Below are 18,251 nucleotides of genomic sequence, written 5' to 3'. Positions count from 1 at the left end.
AAGAACCCCTCCGCTGACCGTATAAGTTGTCTTAATTTTTCTGAAAGATGTAAGCGAGGGCTTCGATCGCCTGATCGAGATCTTCAACGACGACTTGCGCTTGCTTGGCCATTTCCTTGGCCGGGTGATGTAACGATTCCGGGCGGACTAAAATGAGTGGTTTGTTTAAAGCCGTTGCCGCGCCTACGTCCATGGCCGCGTTCCATTGTTTGTACTGGTCGCCAAATAAAGCGAGAACGATGTCGGCTTTTTGCATAAGCACATTTGTCCGGAGATTATTGAACGCGGAGGCAGCCTCGTCTTTAAAGACAGCATTCGGTTGTTCGCCGAGAATTTCCTCGCCGATGTTATCGGAACGATCATGATTGGTCATCGGTTCGAAAAAGCGGACCGGGAGTTCTTTTGCCATCGCTTTATTCTTGACATTTTCTCTCCAGTCGTCATGAATTTGTCCGGCTAGGTAAACATTAAGTTCCATTTTGTATTCACCCCATCATAGTAAAAGTGTGCTTTCATCCAGTGTATATTTTTGCCTGACACAAAGCAAACGAAGAGTTTCAAAGGAGCCTGGTTACCATATGCGCGCGTATCAGGAAAAGAAGGGCATCGAATTATCGTGGCATACATATATCATCACGGCTTTAAGTTATATGGCGTTAGGATTATTCTCCTCACTGATTGTGGGGCTGATTATTCAAACGGCTGGCGAGCAAATTCCGGAACATGTTTTTATCGGTGGCTTCCTCGAAGACATGGGCGCCCTTGCGATGAGTCTCCTGGGTCCCGCGATTGGGGTGGCGGTCGCTTATGCGCTTAAAGCACCGCCGCTTGTTATGTTTTCTGCCGTTGTCAGCGGGGCTGCCGGCGAAGAGTTGGGCGGCCCGGCGGGTGCATTTATCGCGGTTTTAATTTCCGTGGAATGTGGAAAATTAGTCTCCAAGGAAACGCGATTTGACATTCTTTTAACACCTTTTGTTACGATAGCTACAGGTTTTGTGCTCGCCTCGACGATCGGACCGGCGATTGGAAGCGGGTTGGAGGCTTTTGGAGGCGTCATCAACTGGGCGACGGAGCAAGAGCCATTCACGATGAGCATTCTCGTTTCGGCTTTGATGGGACTGGCCCTCACGTTTCCGATTTCAAGCGCGGCGATCGCGATCATGTTAGGACTGGACGGCTTGGCGGCCGGCGCCGCTACAGTCGGTTGCAGTGCGCAAATGGTCGGTTTTGCCATCAGCAGTTTCCGTGAGAATCGCTGGGGCGGCCTCGTGTCGCTCGGGGTCGGGACATCGATGCTGCAAGTGCCCAACATGGTACGCAACCCGTGGATCGTCGTGCCGCCGACGATTGCCGGCATGATTCTAGCGCCGATCGCGGTGATCGGTTTCCAAATGGCGAGTAACGCGGAAGGCGCCGGTATGGGGACGAGCGGTTTCGTCGGGCAGATCATGACGTTTACGACGATGGGCTTTACGATGCACGTTTTTATCCTCATTCTCGTTTTTCATATCGTGCTCCCGGGTATACTGACCTATGTTATCGATCGCGGACTGCGAAAAAGCGGACGCATTAAAGACGGAGATATGAGCATAAAGCAGGGATAGGAGTAGTGAGTGATGGCGAAAAAATCAAAAGTATTGGAACGGGTGAGGCAAGCGTTCTCGGACCATAAGGTTGATTATGATGAGGAACAGGAACAAATCCGAATTGAGCATGGGGAGATCGGCAAAGGACTGACCCTTGATCTCCCGCGCCTGGAATCGAAATATGAGAATAAAGGGGAGGACGGATTTACGGAAACGCTCGCCTATATTCAGGAAACGTTCGACGCCATGAAAAAGCAAAAATCCCTCTCCGGTCGCGAACAGATGATTTATCCGGTCGTCCGTTCCACCTCTTTTCCAACCGAGACGGAGGATGGCCGGACATTAATATATGACGAGCATACGGCCGAAACACGGATTTATTATGCGCTTGACCAAGGGAAGACATATGCGCTCATCGATCAGCAGATGCTTGAGGATGAAGGCATAAGTGAGCAAAAAATGAAGGAAGCGGCCCGCTTTAATGTTCGTTCCTTGGCAACGCCACTTAAAGCAGACGACGTCGCGGGGAACCGATTTTACTTCGTTAATACGAATGATGGCTATGACGCGAGCCGAATTTTACATGAAGCCTGGGTAAAAGAAATGGCCGCCAGTGTAGAAGGCGAACTTGCCCTTGCTGTCCCCCACCAGGACGTTCTGATTCTCGCCGACATTCAAAATGATGAAGGATATGATGTTCTGGCGCAGATGACGTTCAAGTTTTTCGGAGATGGTCGGATGCCGATCACGGCCCTTCCGTTTATCTATGATGACGGAAAACTTGATCCGATTTTTATCCTCGCTCGTAAAAAACCGAAAAAAGATCAGTGAACCAAACCATAGGGAAAAAGATCCCTATGGTTTTCTGTGTCTCATACTGTACAATGTAAGAGACGCGGTTCAAAATGTTGGAATAGGTGATCGCTGATGTCCAGAAAATGGAAGAACATGTACAAAAAGCTCACCCGCTACTTTTTCGGCGAGCAAATAGATGAAAATAAGAACGCAGATTCATATATAAGGCGCCCGCGCACGCCTGCGAGAACGGCTTCAGGGGCCAAGGTAATACATCGTTATCCTAAGGAGGGGAATTTTCGCTTCCCGGTGGATGTAGAAGAAGATCGGCCACGCTCTTCGGAAGTGGATGCAGGAAAGAATAAGGCCGAAACCGAAACCCCTCGGAAAGAAAATCAGAAAGAAAAAAAGAAAGAATACTTCACTAACCGAAATTTTGCGGCCAGTCATATCCCTTCTCCAGTCTTTGGCTACCAACAGCCTTCGGTGAAACGGAAACGACCAGAGCGGCAAAGTTCTAAACAGGAGACAACGGTGGAAGAACCCCCAAAACCCACGGTGACAGACCAAGTCATACCATTTCCACTGACAAATAATGAGGAGCGGCATCGGCAGGTGAAAACCGACCATGAAGCTAAGCCGAAAACTCAACCCAAGGTACCGGAAAAGCCGGCCAGTGATGTCCGCGATGTAAAGACGGCCCCGAGAACAAAGGAACCGCAGCCACAATCACAGGGCAGCAGTTATGGCTCACCGCCGCTTACGTTATTAACCGCACCGGTTCAATCAACCAATGTTGATGAAAACGTTTTACAAGCGCAACGTGATCAACTGGAAGCAACTTTGCAGCAATTTCAGGTGAACGCGACGGTGACCAAAGTGACGGAAGGCCCTTCGATTATTCGTTTTGAAGTGCAACCTGCTCCCGGGGTTAAGGTAAATAAAGTGACGAATCTGAGTGACGATTTGAAATTGGCGATGGCCGCCACCGATTTACGGATGGAAGCCCCGATTCCCGGCAAGAATGCCATCGGCATTGAAGTCCCCAAAGACAATCGCGAGCCTGTCGTTTTACGCGAGTTGTTCGAAAACGAGGCTTTTCAAAATCATAAAAGCCCCCTGGCTGTTGCCTTAGGTCTTGATATTACCGGAAGCCCCATCATAATGGATCTCAGCAGCATGCCGCACGGGCTGATTGCCGGGGCTACCGGTTCCGGGAAAAGTGTATGCATTAACTCGATTCTCGTCAGCCTGTTGTATAAGGCCGACCCCGAGGATGTAAAGCTTTTGCTTATCGATCCTAAAGTCGTAGAACTGGCTTTTTATCAAGATATCCCCCACCTCGCCGCGCCTGTGGTTACCGATCCGAAAGAAGCGACCATGACGTTGAAATGGGCTGTCTCGGAAATGGAAAGGCGCTATCAACTTTTCGCTGAAGCAGGTGTGCGGGATATAAGCGGATATAATAAAAAAGCAGAGGAAAAACTGTCCTATCTCGTCATCGTCATTGACGAGTTGGCCGATCTGATGATGGTTGCCCCCCAGGATGTGGAAGCCGCTATTAGCCGGATTGCACAAAAGGCAAGAGCGTGCGGCATCCATCTGCTCGTGGCCACGCAGCGGCCGTCTGTCGACGTCATCACGGGTTTGATCAAGGCCAACATCCCGACGCGCATCGCCTTTGCCGTGTCTTCCATGGTGGATTCCCGAACGATTTTGGACACTGGAGGAGCGGAGCGATTGATCGGGAAAGGAGATATGTTATTAAGCGAAAACGGCGCAGCGAAAGTCGTCCGTTTACAGGGGACATTTGTTTCCGATCAGGAAATCGATGAGGTATCGACCTTCTTGCGCCAGCAAAGGGAACCAAACTACTTGTTCACAAAAAATGAAATCGTGAAGGATGCTTATCGTTCGGAGGAAGATGAGTTATTGGAAGAGGTTGCTTATTTTGTCGTGGAACAGGGAAATGCTTCAACGTCACTCATTCAACGGCACTTTCACATCGGCTATAATCGTGCTGCGAGATTGATGGATATGTTGGAAGCCAAAGGGATTGTGTCCGGGGCGGCCGGAACAAAACCACGTGACGTGCTCGTTAATGACGAGCAACTTTCCGAACAATTTGATGGTTAAGCTGCCTCTTGCTTGTGAAAATGCACACGATCTAATATGATAACGATAACAACATCATGTTGGCGATAAGCCAAGTTTACTTTAGACGAGGAGCCTGGACATGAAAGAGATCGATTTAAAATTACAGGGGAAGATCAAACGGCTGACAAACAAAACGTTTAAGTTTGATAAACGTGTGGGTGAAGGTTGGTTTTCCTCCGTTTATTTTTTAAAAACGAAAGAAATTATCAAGAAGCATAAGCCCAATGACATCGTAACGATGCAATTTTTTCAAAAAAAGCACGGGGTTTTGTGCGGCACGGACGAGGTCATCTCCCTCGTGCAGACGTTTGCCGATCATCCCGAAGAGCTGGAGATTCATTCCCTGGAGGACGGGGATAAAATTGAACCCTATGAAACGGTATTGACTATTACCGGTCCCTATCAACACTTCGGGTATTTGGAAGGTGTGATCGATGGCATCTTTGCCCGTCGAACGTCTGTTGCCACGAATGTATACGGAGTGGTTAAGGCAGCCCGAAGCTCAGGGAAACAAAAACCGGTTATTTTCATGGGGGATCGCGATGACCACTTTACCCAGCAGGCCGGAGACGGATATGCGGCCTACATAGGGGGTTCGCAGGCGCAAACGACCCATGCGATGAATGAATGGTGGGGAAAAGAAGGCGTAGGCACGATGCCGCACGCTCTTATCCAAATGTTTCACGGGGATCTCGTGGCCGCGAGCCACGCTTATAGGGACATGTATCCCAATGATCGTTTAATGGCACTAGTGGATTATAACAACGATGTGATTACCGATTCATTGCGCGTTGCCCGTGAATTCAGAGGCACGCTTGATTCTGTGCGGGTGGATACCTCCGGAAGCATGGTGGATCAGTATTTTTTTAGAAATCCGGATAAAATGGGAGATTTTGATCCCACCGGTGTAAATGCCCCTTTAATTATCGCTTTACGGGACGCATTGGACGCGGAAAATTTTCATGACGTCAAAATTACCGTAAGCGGAGGCTTTACAGCTGAAAGAATCCAGGCTTATGAAGAAGCCAATGTGCCGGTCGACTCGTATGGGGTCGGAAGTAGCCTGTTGGCAAAAACGATGAGTTTTACCGGGGATAATGTATTGCTGAATGGCTACCATGAAGCGAAGCAGGGACGGGAACTCCGCGTAAATCCGAAACTCGAGCGTATCTATTACTCTTGATGCCTGCCAGACGCTCGTTTGTTGATAAAAAATGACAATGTTAATCAATCATTGCAAGACAATCTCTTTTTGGGCTATCAGGGCATAGCATGGTGTAAGCGTTATGGTCGGGTGCATGTATTTTGTTCTTGTAGACGTTTTTGGTATAATAAACGAACGTTTAGATGATTGATTGTAAAGGGCAATTTAGATTTGGAGGTCCCCTGTAATGACTAGTTACCACTTTATCGGCATAAAAGGGTCCGGCATGAGTGCATTGGCACAAATTCTTCATGATATGGATGAAACCGTACAAGGTTCTGATGTAGATAAATATTTTTTCACACAAAATCCTTTGGAAGAACGAGGCATCCCCGTTTATTCGTTTCATAAACAAAATGTAAGCCCCGAGCATACCATTGTCGCTTCGGCGGCTTATAATGATGACAATGAAGAAATTGAAGAAGCAAAAACGCATGGCCTTGCCGTCAAAGGCTATCCGACTTTTTTGGGAGAGTTAGCCTCACGATTTACCTCAATCGCCGTTACCGGAACACATGGAAAGACCTCGACGACAGGGTTGCTTTCCCATGTACTTGGTTCCTACCGGCCGACTTCTTACCTGATTGGTGATGGCACGGGAAAAGGTGAAAAAGACAGTTCCTTTTTCGTATTTGAAGCCTGTGAATACCGGCGGCACTTCCTCAACTATCACCCGGATTACGCGATTATAACGAATATTGAATATGATCATCCGGATTACTTTAAGGATATCGGTGATGTCGTTGACGCTTTCGACGAAATGGCTGCCCAGGTGAATAAAGCCATTATCGCCTGTGGCGACGATGAATACTTGCAGACGTTGAATGCGCCCGTTCCCATTGTTTATTACGGCATTGAAGGCAATCATGACTTTACCGCAGAAAATATTACAAGTGATGAAAACGGCACAACGTTTGAAGTGACCATTCGGGGGGATTATTATGGGACGTTCACTATACCCGGCTTTGGTGACCATAGCGTACTGAACGCGCTCGCAGTGATCGCCCTTTGTCATTATGAAGAGATGCCCCAGGCCACCATTAAAGAACAATTGGCGAATTTTCCCGGCGTAAAAAGGCGATTTACCGAGAAAGAATGGGGATCACAGCGGCTGGTCGATGATTACGCCCATCATCCCACGGAGATTAAAGCAACGATCGAAGCGGCAAGAGCGAAATTTCCCGACCGTGACCTCGTCACAGTCTTTCAACCGCACACGTTCACGAGAACGGTGACGTTTCTTGAGGAATTCGCGGATGTTTTAAAATGTGCGGATCACGTGTATTTGTGTGAGATTTTCGGATCGACGAGAGAACACCAGGGACAAACGACAAGCGAGGACTTAAGGGATTTAATCCCCGGGGCTCGTTTACTGCGGGAACCTGATGTTGAAACGCTCGCCGGCCATAAAGAGAGTGTCTTGCTGTTTATGGGAGCCGGAGACATTCAAAAGTACCAGAAAGCCTATGAAGAGTGTTGCCCGCCAACGACGTGAAATGAAGGCAAAAAAGAAGTGATAGTTGACTTCGGCCGCTCGTCACTTCTTTTATATGAAATTCGGACAAGGTGTTTGAAAAAATATCGTCCGGGGAAAGGTAGAAACAACACGAAGGAGGTGCACGCCAAATATGACAATTGTATACATAAGCATTGCGATCGTTGCGATTGCGCTCGTAGTCCTTATTTTTTATATCATACAAACGCTTAAGTCTGCCCAGGGGGTGGTTAAACAGCTGGGAAATACGGCAGATGCTGTAGAGAAACAACTGCAAGGCATTACGACCGAGACTGAGAATCTCGTGAAAACGACGAATCGTCTTGCCGAAGACTTTGAATCCAAGTCAGAATCACTGGAAGGATTGTTTTCAACCGCTGAAGATCTCGGCAAATCAACGGAACAGGTATCCGATTCCATTCAAAATATCACCCATACGGTTTCACAGGAAGCAGAGCGGAATGCAGAACAGGTCGCACGCGTCGTCCAGTGGGGGAACGCTTGCATCGATCTCTATGACAAGTGGAAACAGCGCAGGAATAAAGAAGAAAATATTGATTAATGAAATTACATTTAGGAGGGTTTAATGATGGGAGATATGAATACGAAAGATTTACTCATCGGCACGTTTATCGGAGGAATTGTAGGTGCTTCAGCAGCCCTGTTGTTGGCACCGAAGTCCGGCAGGGAACTACGGAGCGATATCAGTGAAGGAGCGGCAACCGCGAAAGACAAAACGTATGAAGTGACGAACACGGCATATGAGAAGGGAAGTGAATTTGCCAATACCGCTTTTGATAAAACGCAAAATATGGCAAGGTCCGTTTCCGAGCAATCCAATCAAATGGTCGATCGCATTAAGGATGCCGCCGGTCAAATCAGGGAGGATGTCAGTGATGCCCAAAAATCAGCCGAAGAACTCGCAAACGACTTATCGGATGAAGTGGAATCATCCAAGGAGAATATTAAGGACTCGGTGAAACAAGAGGCAGCCAACTTAAAAGAAGAAACCGGAAATCGTTAAGGGAAACGGAGGGAAATGTTTGAAACATGTAAATGAAAAACAACAATTGCTGGATGCGATTGAAGAACACGGGGAAGTGCTGTTGTTTAAAAACAGTACAACTTGCCCGATCAGCGCCAACGCTTTTGACGAATTCAAGGCATTTGCCACCGAGCATCCGGAAGTACCGGTCTACTATTTAAACGTCCAGGATGCTCGCCCGTTATCGGAGTATGTGGCCACGTACTGGAACGTTAAGCATGAGTCGCCACAGGCGCTGCTATTAACCTCCAATGAAGCGAAGTGGCACACGTCGCACGGCGATATCACGGAACAAACCCTTGAAAAAGCTGTTCTATAATATGGTAACTATTGCCCTCGCGATCTGCGGGGGCTATTTTAAATGTAAAAAAAGAGGGGGAGGTGACAGAGATGAAAGCCTTTGTGGGCTGGATGTAGGAAGTGAGAGGTGGGATGTGGGAAAAAACAGTCAGTTGGGGCACTTTTTAAGTTATTCAATGGCGGTTGACGTTCCAACGACTACGGTTGGAGCAATTTTTCCGCCATCCCGTCGTGACTTACGTTCCAACGGCCGCGGCAGGAATGATTTTACCTTTCCAATCGCGATGAATTGCTGCGGAGTGTGGGGCCAAATAACAGGAAAAATAACTTTAACACATAAAAGCGTTTAAGACATAAAGAAAAACATCGTGACATTATGCATATAATCAGTTATAATGATTCTTAAAATCATCAAGAGAATAAATAGTTAGAGGAGTGGATGTCAGTGAGTAACGAAGAGTTAGAACAGCTTAGGGCTTCCCTGGATGAAAAAAATATGGAAATCCTAAAGCTGATCAACGAACGCGCGGAAATCGTGCAACAAATAGGCGGCGTCAAAAGTAAATCAGGAACGAAGCGCTTCGATCCTGTCCGCGAGCGCAAGATGCTCGATCTGATCGCGGATGAGAATGAAGGCCCGTTTAAAACGAGTACCCTGCAGCACTTATTCAAACAAATTTTTAAAGCGAGCCTTGAGCTCATGGGAGAAGACGAGCAAAAGGCGTTACTCGTTTCACGCAAGAAGCATCCGGATAACACCGTTGTGGATGTCAAAGGGGAACACATCGGTGACGGACAACAGCGTCTTATCGCGGGGCCTTGTTCCGTGGAAAGTGAAGAACAGGTTTTCACAGTAGCGGAAGCGCTGAAAAACCGTGGCGTGAACCTGCTTCGTGGCGGTGCCTATAAACCGAGATCGTCTCCATATGATTTCCAGGGGCTGGGTGTTGAAGGCTTGAAAATCCTGAAAAAAGCGGGAGAACGCTTCGATATGGCGGTCATCAGCGAAATTGTAACACCCGGGGATGTAGAAGCCGCCGATGAGTACCTCGATGTCATCCAAATCGGCGCCCGTAACATGCAAAACTTTGAGCTATTGAAAGAAGTTGGCGCAACGGATAAGCCCGTCCTTCTCAAGCGCGGACTATCGGCCACTCTCTCTGAATTCATGAATGCGGCAGAATATGTCATGTCCAGAGGAAATACGAATCTCATGCTTTGCGAGCGGGGCATACGCACGTACGAAACTGCCACACGCAACACGCTCGACATTTCAGCCGTTCCTATTTTGAAACAGGAGACGCATTTGCCGGTGCTTGCGGATGTTACCCATTCAACGGGAAGAAGAGACTTGTTATTGCCGGCAGCAAAAGCGGCGCTCGCTATTGGCGCAGACGCTGTTATGTCAGAAGTTCATCCCGATCCGGCCGTGGCCCTTTCAGATTCCGCCCAACAAATGGATATCGAGCAATTCGATAACTTCATCAACACTTTGCGTGCTGAGAATTTGCTCAAAGATGGTGTGGAAGAAACAGCGAGAATATAACGAGTGTATAAACTGGCACCTTCACGATGACGTGAAGGTGCCAGTTTTTTATTCGTCCTCGTCCTGATAACGATATTTTCGTGTAACGATGGACACGATCATCCCGATCAACAACGTTATGAAATAGAGGAGTAAGTAAAGCCATGTTGACCAGCTGTACACATCCAGATCGTTGATGAAGACGATGAACAAGAAAAACAAAACAGTCGCAGCCGCCCCGACGATCCATTTATATGGTTTTCGGTCAAAAACGTTGTTAATGATAAAACCTAAAATGAGTGTAATAATGGAATTAAAATAAGTAATTAACACGGATATATCGATCATGATCACCTCACAATTCCCTGTTTTTTTTATATCTGGAAACGGAGAAAATGTCAAATCGAGTTGTTTTCACTGGTATGTTTGTGATGGATGTTGAACGGAAATAATAAAAAGGGGGTTCGCGTGCTTTGTTGGAAAAAAGATTAAACAATAAAGTGCAACTGTCGATATGAAAGACAGGGAAGAATTGCGGACCTCCTTCAATTATCGTATGATGATGGTATCCGATTGCAAAGAAATGAAAGGGTATATAAGGAGGATTTTTCCTATGAGTGCCACGATTTACGATGTCGCCGACGAAGCAAAAGTTTCAATGGCAACTGTTTCCAGGGTTGTCAACGGCAATCCCAATGTGAAACCGACGACAAGAAAAAAGGTGTTAAATGCGATTGAAAAATTGGATTATCGCCCGAATGCGGTCGCCCGGGGACTGGCAAGCAAGAAAACGACAACCGTCGGGGTGATTATTCCCGATATTTCGAGCATTTTTTTCTCGGAACTCGCAAGAGGTATCGAAGATATCGCGACGATGTACAAGTATAATATTATTTTATGTAACTCCGATAACAACAAGGAGAAAGAATTACATTTGCTCAACACGTTATTGGAGAAGCAAGTTGACGGCATTTTGTTCATGGGAGGGGAAATTACCGATGAACACGCTGACCATTTAAGAAGCTCCCACGTCCCGATCGTGTTGGCGGCAACATACCATGAAGACACGGAATTTCCATCGGTGAATATTGACTATGCCCAAGCGGCCTTTGACGCGGTCGACTATTTGCTCAAAAAAGGTCATACTCATGTCGGAATGGTTTCGGGAACGCTGGAAGACCCGATAAACGGCTATCAAAAGTTCAAAGGGTACAAGCAAGCGTTGCAGACGAACAATATTCCATTTGATGAATCGTTGGTTTCGGTATGTGACTATTCCCATGATTCAGCGGTGGCATCCGTTCAGGACTTGCTAAACATTGAGAACAAGCCGACCGCTATCTTCGCGGCGACAGATGAAATGGCGCTCGGTGTGATTCATGGTTTGCAGGATCAAGGGCTACACATCCCGAACGATGTTGAGATCGTCGGTTTTGATAACACCCGGTTAGCAACGATGGTTCGTCCTACTCTTACGACCGTCGTACAACCGATGTACGATATTGGGGCTGTTTCCATGCGATTGTTAACCAAATACATGGACAGCGAGGAGATCGAGGAGCAGACGGTTGTGCTTCCTCACGGAATCGAATACCGAAACACAACGAGACATGAGGAGGTTATCAGGGACAGCTCATGATAGCCTCACGGGAAACATGACAGGTGGGGTGCTGCCGGTGAAAAAACTAGACATGTTAACGCCCGTAGGATTAATACTTGGGCTGGTGGTCGTCGGCTCGGCTATCTATCTTAACGCGGGCACGGATGCTGTTATATTATTTATGCAGCTCGCTTCCGTATTCATTGTTTTCGGTGGCGTGGCCGCTGCTTTACTCGTCAATTTTTCCGGCAAGGAATTGATGCGGCTGCCTACCATTGTAAAACAGGGGTTTCGGCGACATGAATATGATTTACAGGCGTTAAGTGAAACTTTTGTGATGCTGTCAAAAAAAGCGAGAAAAGAAGGGTTATTGGCACTGGAGCCTCAATTGGATGAGGACGTCGAGGATCCGTTTATACGAAAAGGCGTCCGTCTGGCGGTCGATGGTCTTGAACCGGAAATGATCAAGGACATCCTGATGGCAGAAGTCGTTTCCATGGAAGAACGTCATAGACGCGGCCGCCGGGTCATTGAACGGGCAGGGGATTATGCGCCTGCATGGGGAATGGTCGGTACACTCGTAGCTCTCGTCATTATGCTCAACGATCTCGATGATCCCGCCACGCTTGGACCGAGTATGGCATTGGCGATGCTGACGACGTTGTACGGAGTGATCTTGGCCAGCCTTTTTTGTAACCCCCTCGCCGGTAAACTGGAAAACAAGACGGAAACGGAAGCCTTCGTCAATCAAATTATGATCGAGGGCGTTATTGGCGTCCAATCGGGACAAAACCCACAGATATTGGAAGAGAAGCTCCGCGCATTCATACGTGAAAAAAGAAAGCCGGAATACGAGGTCGCTCAAGAAACGGCGGCATTTGTCAGTCAGGGACCATAGGCTTCAAGGCGTGCGTCGGGAGAGGAAATACGATGAAAATGAGGAGATTTTCCAAGCATAATTCGAACCAGAAACAGTGGCTGACGACCTTCTCGGATATGGTGCTCATTATGTTGGTATTCTTCATTATGCTGTTTTCCATTTCCGTCGTCGATGCCCAACGCTTTCAGGAACTCATCGATTCGTTTCAGGGGCAGGATATATTGGACCAGGCGCCATCCATTGTCGCTGAAGATATGGAGGAATCAACCGCGAATATTGATGATGGGCAGGGGCATGACACGGATGCTGAAGAAGATGAACTGGAAGCTCTTGTCGAAGAAGTGGAAGGATACATAGAGCGTAACGAGCTTGAAGATATGATTACGGCTACCCGCGAGGCACGTGGTGTTAAGCTTGTTTTGCAGGATCGGTTATTGTTTGATACGGGGGAAGCCTATATCCTCGATGAGGCTGAACCTTTTCTGGATGAAACGATTTCCATACTGGAAGAATTGCCCTATACAGTAGAAGTTGAGGGTCACACCGATGACCGTCCGATTAATACCTATAGGTATCCTTCCAACTGGGAGTTATCAACCGCCCGTGCGAGCAGTGTGATTCGGTACTTTGCCGAGGAGGGCGACCTTGAGCGCTCGCGTTTCGTGGCGACAGGGTATGGAGATACACAGCCGGTCGTATCCAATGACTCATCTGAAAATATGCAGGAAAACCGTCGTGTCGTTATCTTTATCACAGATCCTGATTTTGAAGACGAAAATGAGCAGGCAGCTCTTTTTGAGGAGCTGCCTATTTTTGCATTTCTTTCATTTCACGGCGGATGTAGTAGAGGGATTTATCCAGGGTTTCTGCATTTTTTTCATTAATTTCCGGACGGCGGGGGATGTCCGGAACCGTGTTTTCAACTTCTTCCCAGTATTTAGGGAGGGGATCGACGGCTTTGTCACTCCAGCGCTTTCGCCATTCATTGGGCAGCGCTCCTGTGGCTAGTGATGTTTGGTCACTCATTTCCAGCCAAACATAAGACCAGGCGCGCGGGATGACCCGCCAGATATCATAACCGCCTCCGCCCACGGCAATCCATTTGCCGTTACAATAGCGATGAGCCATATCGTGGGCGATTTTGGGAATCATTTTAAAGGTCTTAAGCGTTGTCGCCAAATGTGTAAGTGGATCGAGAAAATGAGCGTCGGCGCCGTTTTGCGAAACGATCACATCCGGCTGGAAAAACGCACATATTTCCTTGACAGCGATTTCATAGCAGGCGAGAAAAGATTCATCTTCAGTAAAAGCCTCGAGGGGAAGGTTAAACGTGAAGCCATATCCTTGCCCGGCTCCTTTTTCAGTGATGGCCCCTGTACCGGGAAACAAATATCGTCCGGTTTCGTGAATGGAAAGGGTCATCACGTTTGGATCATCGTAAAAGGCCCACTGGACGCCGTCTCCGTGATGGGCATCGGTGTCGATGTAAAGCACACGGGCATCATAATGTTCCCGCAGATGGCGAATGGCGATGGCACTATCGTTATAAATGCAAAAGCCGGACGCTTTCCCGCGGAAGCCGTGATGAAGCCCGCCACCCAGATTGGCTGCGTGCTCGAATCGTTCTTCCATGACTTCATTAACGGCTTGTATCGTGCCGCCAACGAGTAAAGCCGAAGCTTCGTGCATATCTGTAAAGACAGGGGTATCATCCGTACCAAGCCCATAGTTGGCGGCTGTTCCGGCCGGTAATTGCCCGACAGATCCTTTTTTTACCGCTTCCATATAATTTTTTTCATGGAATAAGCCAATCTCTTCGTCCGTCGCCTTGCGCGGTGAAATGATCTCTTCGGCTGATAATGCCCCTAGCGATTTTAAGAGATCAACCGTTAACCGCAATCGCGTCGGGCTGAAAGGATGGGTGTCACTGAACTTGTAGGCCAATTGCTTTTCGTTGAATATAAATGCCGCGTGTTGTCGTGTCATGAAGACGCAGGACCTCCCATATCCGGCATGGTCGGGCCGGCAATCTCGTAACCTTTGTCCTCGAGGGAAGCGATCGCCTTTCTTGCATCCATCGTCTGAATTCGAAAAGCGAGGATCTGGTACGCCATTTGTTTATCGGGGTAGATGAGCATGCTGGTGACATTGATGCCGTGGTCCTTGAATACCGCCGCGACATCCGCAAGCTGCCCGCTGACATTGGAGACTTTCACCTCGATTTGCGAACTGGGTTGGTCCGCCCCCATAAGTTGAACGAGCGTATCAAGCAAGTCCCGCCCGGTAATCATGCCAATCAGTTTATCGTCAACGGCTACCGGGGCAGCGTTGATGCGCTTTTCGCTCAGCATCGAGGCCACATCCGCGACAAAATCAAGGGGATGAACGGTGAAAACTTCCGTTTTCATAATGGTTGTCAGAGGTTTTTGTAATATGTCATCAAGGCGTTTGTCGCTAAAAATGGAATATCTCGCATCACGGACATCCCGGTCAGAGATAATGCCGATCAAGGTATCATCATTTTCGATGATCGGGATATGGCGGAGGCGCTCTTTTTCCATGAGGTCTACCGCACTTTCGATCGTATCATCACCCTTTAACGGATGAGCGTTTCTTCTCATGATATCTTCAGCATTCATTGTGAGGAAGCCCCCTCTCTTTTTCAAATCATGAAGCGGTCCATAAAGCGTACGTTGTCAAAGGTTTGCACGTCCTCCAGGGGCACGCGGCTTCCAATCCGTACCAATAAACAATTCGCCGGATGGGAGCTAATTTCCGGGTCATCCGTAGCCATCCATTCCAGGCCGCCTTTATTCATCATTTTCTCCATGATTTTACGATACTCCCACACGGATTTGCCACTATTCTTTAAATCCCAGTGCCAATAATATTCAGTGGTGATAATGATATAGTCTTCCATGGCATCGTCGTACATCGATAATTCCAGTAAGCGGCTACCCACGTTGAGCCCACGGTACTCGAACGCCACTTCGATGGCACCGAGTTCCAGTAAGTTGTCCAATGGACTTTCCGACCAGCGTTCCAGGGGGTCAGGATAAACAAACGTGACGTACCCAATAATCATACCGTCATCGACGGCGACGTTGATGCGGCCTTCGGGAAGATCAGCGATCTCCGCCAGTGCCTTTTTTTGTTCCCTGGGTTGGCGAAAAGCGACGAGTCCTTCATGGAAATCATAGCGATTGATTTGTTCACCGGAGATAGGACCTTCAAACAAGAGCTTTTTGCCATCGGACTCGATTTCTTCACTATAATACGTTTTAATGTGTTTCATCAAGTTATGAACCACCTTTATGGGGATACCTATCTTCATTATACATGATTGTGAGAAATGATGGGAAAAATGTTCTTTTTCAAGTGACGAATTCTTTACAGTTGTAAATTGATTCGCATTCCTTAAACTAGTATACTTAAAGTAGCTTTCATTTTTGCAGGAAAGGAAGATAGCCCATGGAATTGCAATCGCTTCCACCAAAAAGTGGAGACCACAACCTTAAAAATTATGAAGAAGCCGTAAAACATTTTGATTGGGCAGAGGTTGAAGAGGCCTTTACCTTTCACAAAACCGGGAAAGTGAATATGGCTCATGAAGCGATCGATCGCTTTGCGGAAAAAGACGGCAAAAAAGATCAAGTTGCCTTATATTATAGCGATGATCAGCGTGATGAAGCTTACACCTTTGCCGAGATGAAGAAAATGTCCGATAAAGCGGCCAATGTCTTCAAGGAAGCCGGCATTGAAAAAGGCGACCGTGTCTTTATTTTTATGTCGCGTTCACCGGAATTATATTTTGCTGCGCTCGGGGCCATAAAAATTGGTGCGATCATCGGACCTTTGTTTGAAGCCTTTATGGAAGGCGCCGTTAGGGATCGCCTGGAAAATAGTGAAGCGAAAGCGATTGTAACGACACCCGAACTTGTCGGTCGTGTCCCCGTTTCAGAGCTGCCGGCGTTGGAAAAAGTCTTTATCCAGGGCGACGATGTCAAGGAAGAAGGGAAAACGCTGGACTTTAAAGGCCGGATGGAACAGGCCTCCGAAAGTCATGATATCACCTGGGTGGACCGCGAGGATGGACTTATTTTGCACTATACATCCGGTTCAACGGGAACGCCAAAAGGGGTTCTTCATGTTCATGCGGCTATGATTCAGCATTATCAAACGGGCAAATGGGTGCTGGACTTAAAAGAAGATGATGTGTATTGGTGCACGGCGGATCCGGGCTGGGTCACCGGGACATCTTACGGTATCTTTGCTCCGTGGCTCAATGGTGTGACGAACGTCGTTCGCGGCGGGCGCTTTAGTCCCGAATCCTGGTACGGCACATTGGAAAAATACAATGTTACCGTGTGGTACAGTGCACCGACCGCGCTTCGCATGTTGGCGAGCGCCGGGGACGAAATCGTGAAGAATTATGATCTCTCAAGCCTGCGGCATATCCTCAGCGTCGGCGAGCCGTTAAACCCTGAAGTCGTCCGGTGGGGTCATGAAGTGTATGGTCTGCGTATTCATGATTCCTGGTGGATGACGGAAACGGGTGCGATCATGATCACGAACTTTCCGAGCTTGACGGTAAAACCTGGTTCGATGGGTAAGCCCATCCCGGGCGTGGAAGCAGGTATTCTGGATGACCAGGGCAACGAACTGCCGCCGAATCGCATGGGGAATCTTGCCTTGCGTACGAGCTGGCCAGCGATGATGCGGACCATCTGGAATAACGAAGAAAAGTACCAGGGTTATTTTGAATTTCCGGGCTGGTATGTCTCCGGGGATTCCGCCTATAAAGACGAAGATGGTTACTATTGGTTCCAGGGCCGGGTCGATGATGTCATCCTTACGGCCGGAGAGCGCGTAGGCCCATTTGAAGTGGAAAGCAAGCTTGTGGAACACCCGGCTGTCGGTGAAGCGGGTGTCATCGGCAAACCGGATCCCGTACGCGGTGAAATTATCAAGGCCTTTGTCGCGCTGCGTGAAGGATATGAAGAGACGGATGAATTAAAAGAGGATATCCGTAACTTCGTGAAAAACGGCTTAGCCGCCCACGCGGCCCCACGGGAAATGGATATTAGAGACAAACTGCCGAAGACCCGAAGCGGTAAAATCATGCGCCGTGTCCTGAAAGCGTGGGAACTTGATTTGCCAACCGGCGATTTGTCGACGATGGATGATGATTGATTAAGATATGATGTTTTGGACCGATAAGGACTATGCCTGCGGCATGATCTTTATCGGTTTTTCTTAGGGATCGATGCAACTCGGGGGTAATAGGTGATTCTTCGAATTGCAAGTGGAGCGATCACCAGACGGTGCTCATGGCAGCTTTGCATCTGACAACCTTTGAGCCTAAAAGTGTGGTATGATAGAGACAATAGAACAACCGACCAGGGGTGGATGTTCATCTCTCGTAAACCCTCGTGCCATCGGCACCCTGTTTGTTAAGGGTGAGCGGTCATGGTAGTCACTTTTGAAACAGCTATGCTTTGTGTGGCAGTGGCCACATTGGTGGTTTTGATGATGAAACATGACGATCAAAAAAAGAAGTAACCACCCCTGGGCCCTAATCCAAAAGGGTGGCTACTTCATCTCCTAAGATGAACAAAGCCCATGGTAGGACTTGTTCTATTGGAGACCGATGGCGTATCTACA

Annotated in this window: 18 protein-coding genes; 13 read left to right on the top strand and 5 right to left on the bottom strand. The window is 48.0% G+C overall.

Annotated elements, in window-relative coordinates; all coding sequences use genetic code 11:
- Positions 1 to 31: 31 nt before the first annotated feature.
- Positions 32 to 478, bottom strand: a complete 447-nt coding sequence (locus tag BLS58_RS08690) for a YtoQ family protein (protein WP_090398031.1) — start codon at positions 476 to 478, stop codon at positions 32 to 34.
- A 100-nt stretch (positions 479 to 578) separates the two neighbouring features.
- Here BLS58_RS08690 and BLS58_RS08685 point away from each other — a divergent pair, with 100 nt between their 5' ends.
- The 9 genes from BLS58_RS08685 (at position 579) to BLS58_RS08645 (ending at position 10,128) form a co-directional block, all read left to right on the top strand.
- On the top strand, positions 579 to 1,604 hold the full coding sequence (locus tag BLS58_RS08685) for a PTS sugar transporter subunit IIC (protein WP_090398029.1): 1,026 nt from the start codon (positions 579 to 581) through the stop codon (positions 1,602 to 1,604).
- Between the two features lie 12 nt (positions 1,605 to 1,616).
- Entirely contained in the window at positions 1,617 to 2,417 is an 801-nt protein-coding gene (locus tag BLS58_RS08680; RefSeq protein ID WP_090398027.1) for a DUF1444 family protein, read from the top strand.
- A 96-nt stretch (positions 2,418 to 2,513) separates the two neighbouring features.
- Positions 2,514 to 4,517 (top strand): DNA translocase FtsK, encoded by a 2,004-nt coding sequence (locus tag BLS58_RS08675; protein ID WP_090398025.1) that lies wholly within the window; start codon positions 2,514 to 2,516, stop codon positions 4,515 to 4,517.
- A 100-nt stretch (positions 4,518 to 4,617) separates the two neighbouring features.
- Positions 4,618 to 5,721 carry a nicotinate phosphoribosyltransferase gene (locus tag BLS58_RS08670; protein ID WP_090398023.1) on the top strand — a complete coding sequence of 368 codons (1,104 nt, stop codon included), beginning with the start codon at positions 4,618 to 4,620 and terminating at the stop codon, positions 5,719 to 5,721.
- Positions 5,722 to 5,929: 208 nt separating this feature from the next.
- On the top strand, positions 5,930 to 7,237 hold the full coding sequence (gene murC / locus BLS58_RS08665) for a UDP-N-acetylmuramate--L-alanine ligase (RefSeq protein ID WP_090398021.1): 1,308 nt from the start codon (positions 5,930 to 5,932) through the stop codon (positions 7,235 to 7,237).
- Between the two features lie 133 nt (positions 7,238 to 7,370).
- Entirely contained in the window at positions 7,371 to 7,799 is a 429-nt protein-coding gene (locus tag BLS58_RS08660) for a DUF948 domain-containing protein (RefSeq protein ID WP_090398019.1), read from the top strand.
- Between the two features lie 27 nt (positions 7,800 to 7,826).
- Positions 7,827 to 8,261 (top strand): YtxH domain-containing protein, encoded by a 435-nt coding sequence (locus BLS58_RS08655; protein ID WP_090398017.1) that lies wholly within the window; start codon positions 7,827 to 7,829, stop codon positions 8,259 to 8,261.
- A 19-nt stretch (positions 8,262 to 8,280) separates the two neighbouring features.
- Complete coding sequence (gene ytxJ, locus BLS58_RS08650; RefSeq protein ID WP_090398015.1) at positions 8,281 to 8,601, top strand: bacillithiol system redox-active protein YtxJ; 321 nt, start codon at positions 8,281 to 8,283, stop codon at positions 8,599 to 8,601.
- Positions 8,602 to 9,027: 426 nt separating this feature from the next.
- Positions 9,028 to 10,128: a bifunctional 3-deoxy-7-phosphoheptulonate synthase/chorismate mutase gene (locus BLS58_RS08645; protein WP_090398013.1), complete on the top strand. Its 1,101-nt coding sequence runs from the start codon at positions 9,028 to 9,030 to the stop codon at positions 10,126 to 10,128.
- Positions 10,129 to 10,176: 48 nt separating this feature from the next.
- Here the strand turns inward: BLS58_RS08645 and BLS58_RS08640 are convergent, their stop codons facing one another.
- Complete coding sequence (locus BLS58_RS08640) at positions 10,177 to 10,455, bottom strand: hypothetical protein (RefSeq protein ID WP_090398011.1); 279 nt, start codon at positions 10,453 to 10,455, stop codon at positions 10,177 to 10,179.
- A 265-nt stretch (positions 10,456 to 10,720) separates the two neighbouring features.
- Here BLS58_RS08640 and ccpA point away from each other — a divergent pair, with 265 nt between their 5' ends.
- Genes ccpA through motS form a run of 3 tightly spaced genes read left to right on the top strand, consistent with a single transcriptional unit; the run spans position 10,721 to position 13,471 of the window.
- A complete protein-coding gene (ccpA, locus tag BLS58_RS08635) occupies positions 10,721 to 11,746 on the top strand; it encodes a catabolite control protein A (protein WP_090398009.1) in 1,026 nt (341 codons plus the stop codon).
- 37 nt (positions 11,747 to 11,783) lie between these two features.
- Positions 11,784 to 12,605 carry a MotA/TolQ/ExbB proton channel family protein gene (locus BLS58_RS08630; protein ID WP_090398007.1) on the top strand — a complete coding sequence of 274 codons (822 nt, stop codon included), beginning with the start codon at positions 11,784 to 11,786 and terminating at the stop codon, positions 12,603 to 12,605.
- A gap of 32 nt (positions 12,606 to 12,637) precedes the next feature.
- Positions 12,638 to 13,471 (top strand): flagellar motor protein MotS, encoded by an 834-nt coding sequence (gene motS, locus BLS58_RS08625; RefSeq protein ID WP_090398005.1) that lies wholly within the window; start codon positions 12,638 to 12,640, stop codon positions 13,469 to 13,471.
- On the opposite strand, the gene BLS58_RS08620 is transcribed toward motS, so the two are convergent.
- From BLS58_RS08620 to BLS58_RS08610, 3 genes are read right to left on the bottom strand one after another with little or no spacing between them, the layout of a single operon-like run.
- Positions 13,395 to 14,573: an acetoin utilization protein AcuC gene (locus BLS58_RS08620; RefSeq protein WP_090398003.1), complete on the bottom strand. Its 1,179-nt coding sequence runs from the start codon at positions 14,571 to 14,573 to the stop codon at positions 13,395 to 13,397. The two genes, motS and BLS58_RS08620, sit on opposite strands and share 77 nt — an antisense overlap.
- Positions 14,570 to 15,226, bottom strand: coding sequence for a CBS and ACT domain-containing protein (locus tag BLS58_RS08615; protein ID WP_090398001.1), 657 nt, complete (start codon positions 15,224 to 15,226; stop codon positions 14,570 to 14,572). The genes BLS58_RS08620 and BLS58_RS08615 overlap by 4 nt, the downstream gene beginning before the upstream one ends.
- A 23-nt stretch (positions 15,227 to 15,249) precedes the next feature.
- Positions 15,250 to 15,882: a GNAT family N-acetyltransferase gene (locus tag BLS58_RS08610; protein WP_090397998.1), complete on the bottom strand. Its 633-nt coding sequence runs from the start codon at positions 15,880 to 15,882 to the stop codon at positions 15,250 to 15,252.
- Between the two features lie 176 nt (positions 15,883 to 16,058).
- Here BLS58_RS08610 and acsA point away from each other — a divergent pair, with 176 nt between their 5' ends.
- The gene (acsA, locus tag BLS58_RS08605; protein ID WP_090397996.1) at positions 16,059 to 17,780 is read left to right on the top strand and encodes an acetate--CoA ligase; all 1,722 of its coding nucleotides are present in this window, start codon (positions 16,059 to 16,061) and stop codon (positions 17,778 to 17,780) included.
- Positions 17,781 to 18,251: the final 471 nt, after the last annotated feature.

Origin of the sequence: Natribacillus halophilus (assembly GCF_900100185.1) — a bacterium.
GTDB classification, from domain to species: Bacteria; Bacillota; Bacilli; order Bacillales; family Marinococcaceae; genus Natribacillus; species Natribacillus halophilus.
Note: the sequence above shows the minus strand (reverse complement) of the source record. Positions and strands in the feature narration are given on the sequence as shown.

What these genes read in the sequence shown, in the direction of transcription:
- BLS58_RS08680 (WP_090398027.1), top strand. Translation starts at nt 1,617, where the DNA reads ATGGCGAAAAAATCAAAAGTATTGGAACGGGTGAGGCAAGCGTTCTCG.
- BLS58_RS08610 (WP_090397998.1), bottom strand. Translation starts at nt 15,882, where the DNA reads ATGAAACACATTAAAACGTATTATAGTGAAGAAATCGAGTCCGATGGC.
- BLS58_RS08690 (WP_090398031.1), bottom strand. Translation starts at nt 478, where the DNA reads ATGGAACTTAATGTTTACCTAGCCGGACAAATTCATGACGACTGGAGA.
- BLS58_RS08640 (WP_090398011.1), bottom strand. Translation starts at nt 10,455, where the DNA reads ATGATCGATATATCCGTGTTAATTACTTATTTTAATTCCATTATTACA.
- BLS58_RS08670 (WP_090398023.1), top strand. Translation starts at nt 4,618, where the DNA reads ATGAAAGAGATCGATTTAAAATTACAGGGGAAGATCAAACGGCTGACA.
- BLS58_RS08660 (WP_090398019.1), top strand. Translation starts at nt 7,371, where the DNA reads ATGACAATTGTATACATAAGCATTGCGATCGTTGCGATTGCGCTCGTA.
- murC (WP_090398021.1), top strand. Translation starts at nt 5,930, where the DNA reads ATGACTAGTTACCACTTTATCGGCATAAAAGGGTCCGGCATGAGTGCA.
- motS (WP_090398005.1), top strand. Translation starts at nt 12,638, where the DNA reads ATGAAAATGAGGAGATTTTCCAAGCATAATTCGAACCAGAAACAGTGG.
- BLS58_RS08655 (WP_090398017.1), top strand. Translation starts at nt 7,827, where the DNA reads ATGGGAGATATGAATACGAAAGATTTACTCATCGGCACGTTTATCGGA.
- acsA (WP_090397996.1), top strand. Translation starts at nt 16,059, where the DNA reads ATGGAATTGCAATCGCTTCCACCAAAAAGTGGAGACCACAACCTTAAA.
- BLS58_RS08620 (WP_090398003.1), bottom strand. Translation starts at nt 14,573, where the DNA reads ATGACACGACAACACGCGGCATTTATATTCAACGAAAAGCAATTGGCC.
- BLS58_RS08685 (WP_090398029.1), top strand. Translation starts at nt 579, where the DNA reads ATGCGCGCGTATCAGGAAAAGAAGGGCATCGAATTATCGTGGCATACA.
- BLS58_RS08675 (WP_090398025.1), top strand. Translation starts at nt 2,514, where the DNA reads ATGTCCAGAAAATGGAAGAACATGTACAAAAAGCTCACCCGCTACTTT.
- BLS58_RS08615 (WP_090398001.1), bottom strand. Translation starts at nt 15,226, where the DNA reads ATGAATGCTGAAGATATCATGAGAAGAAACGCTCATCCGTTAAAGGGT.
- ccpA (WP_090398009.1), top strand. Translation starts at nt 10,721, where the DNA reads ATGAGTGCCACGATTTACGATGTCGCCGACGAAGCAAAAGTTTCAATG.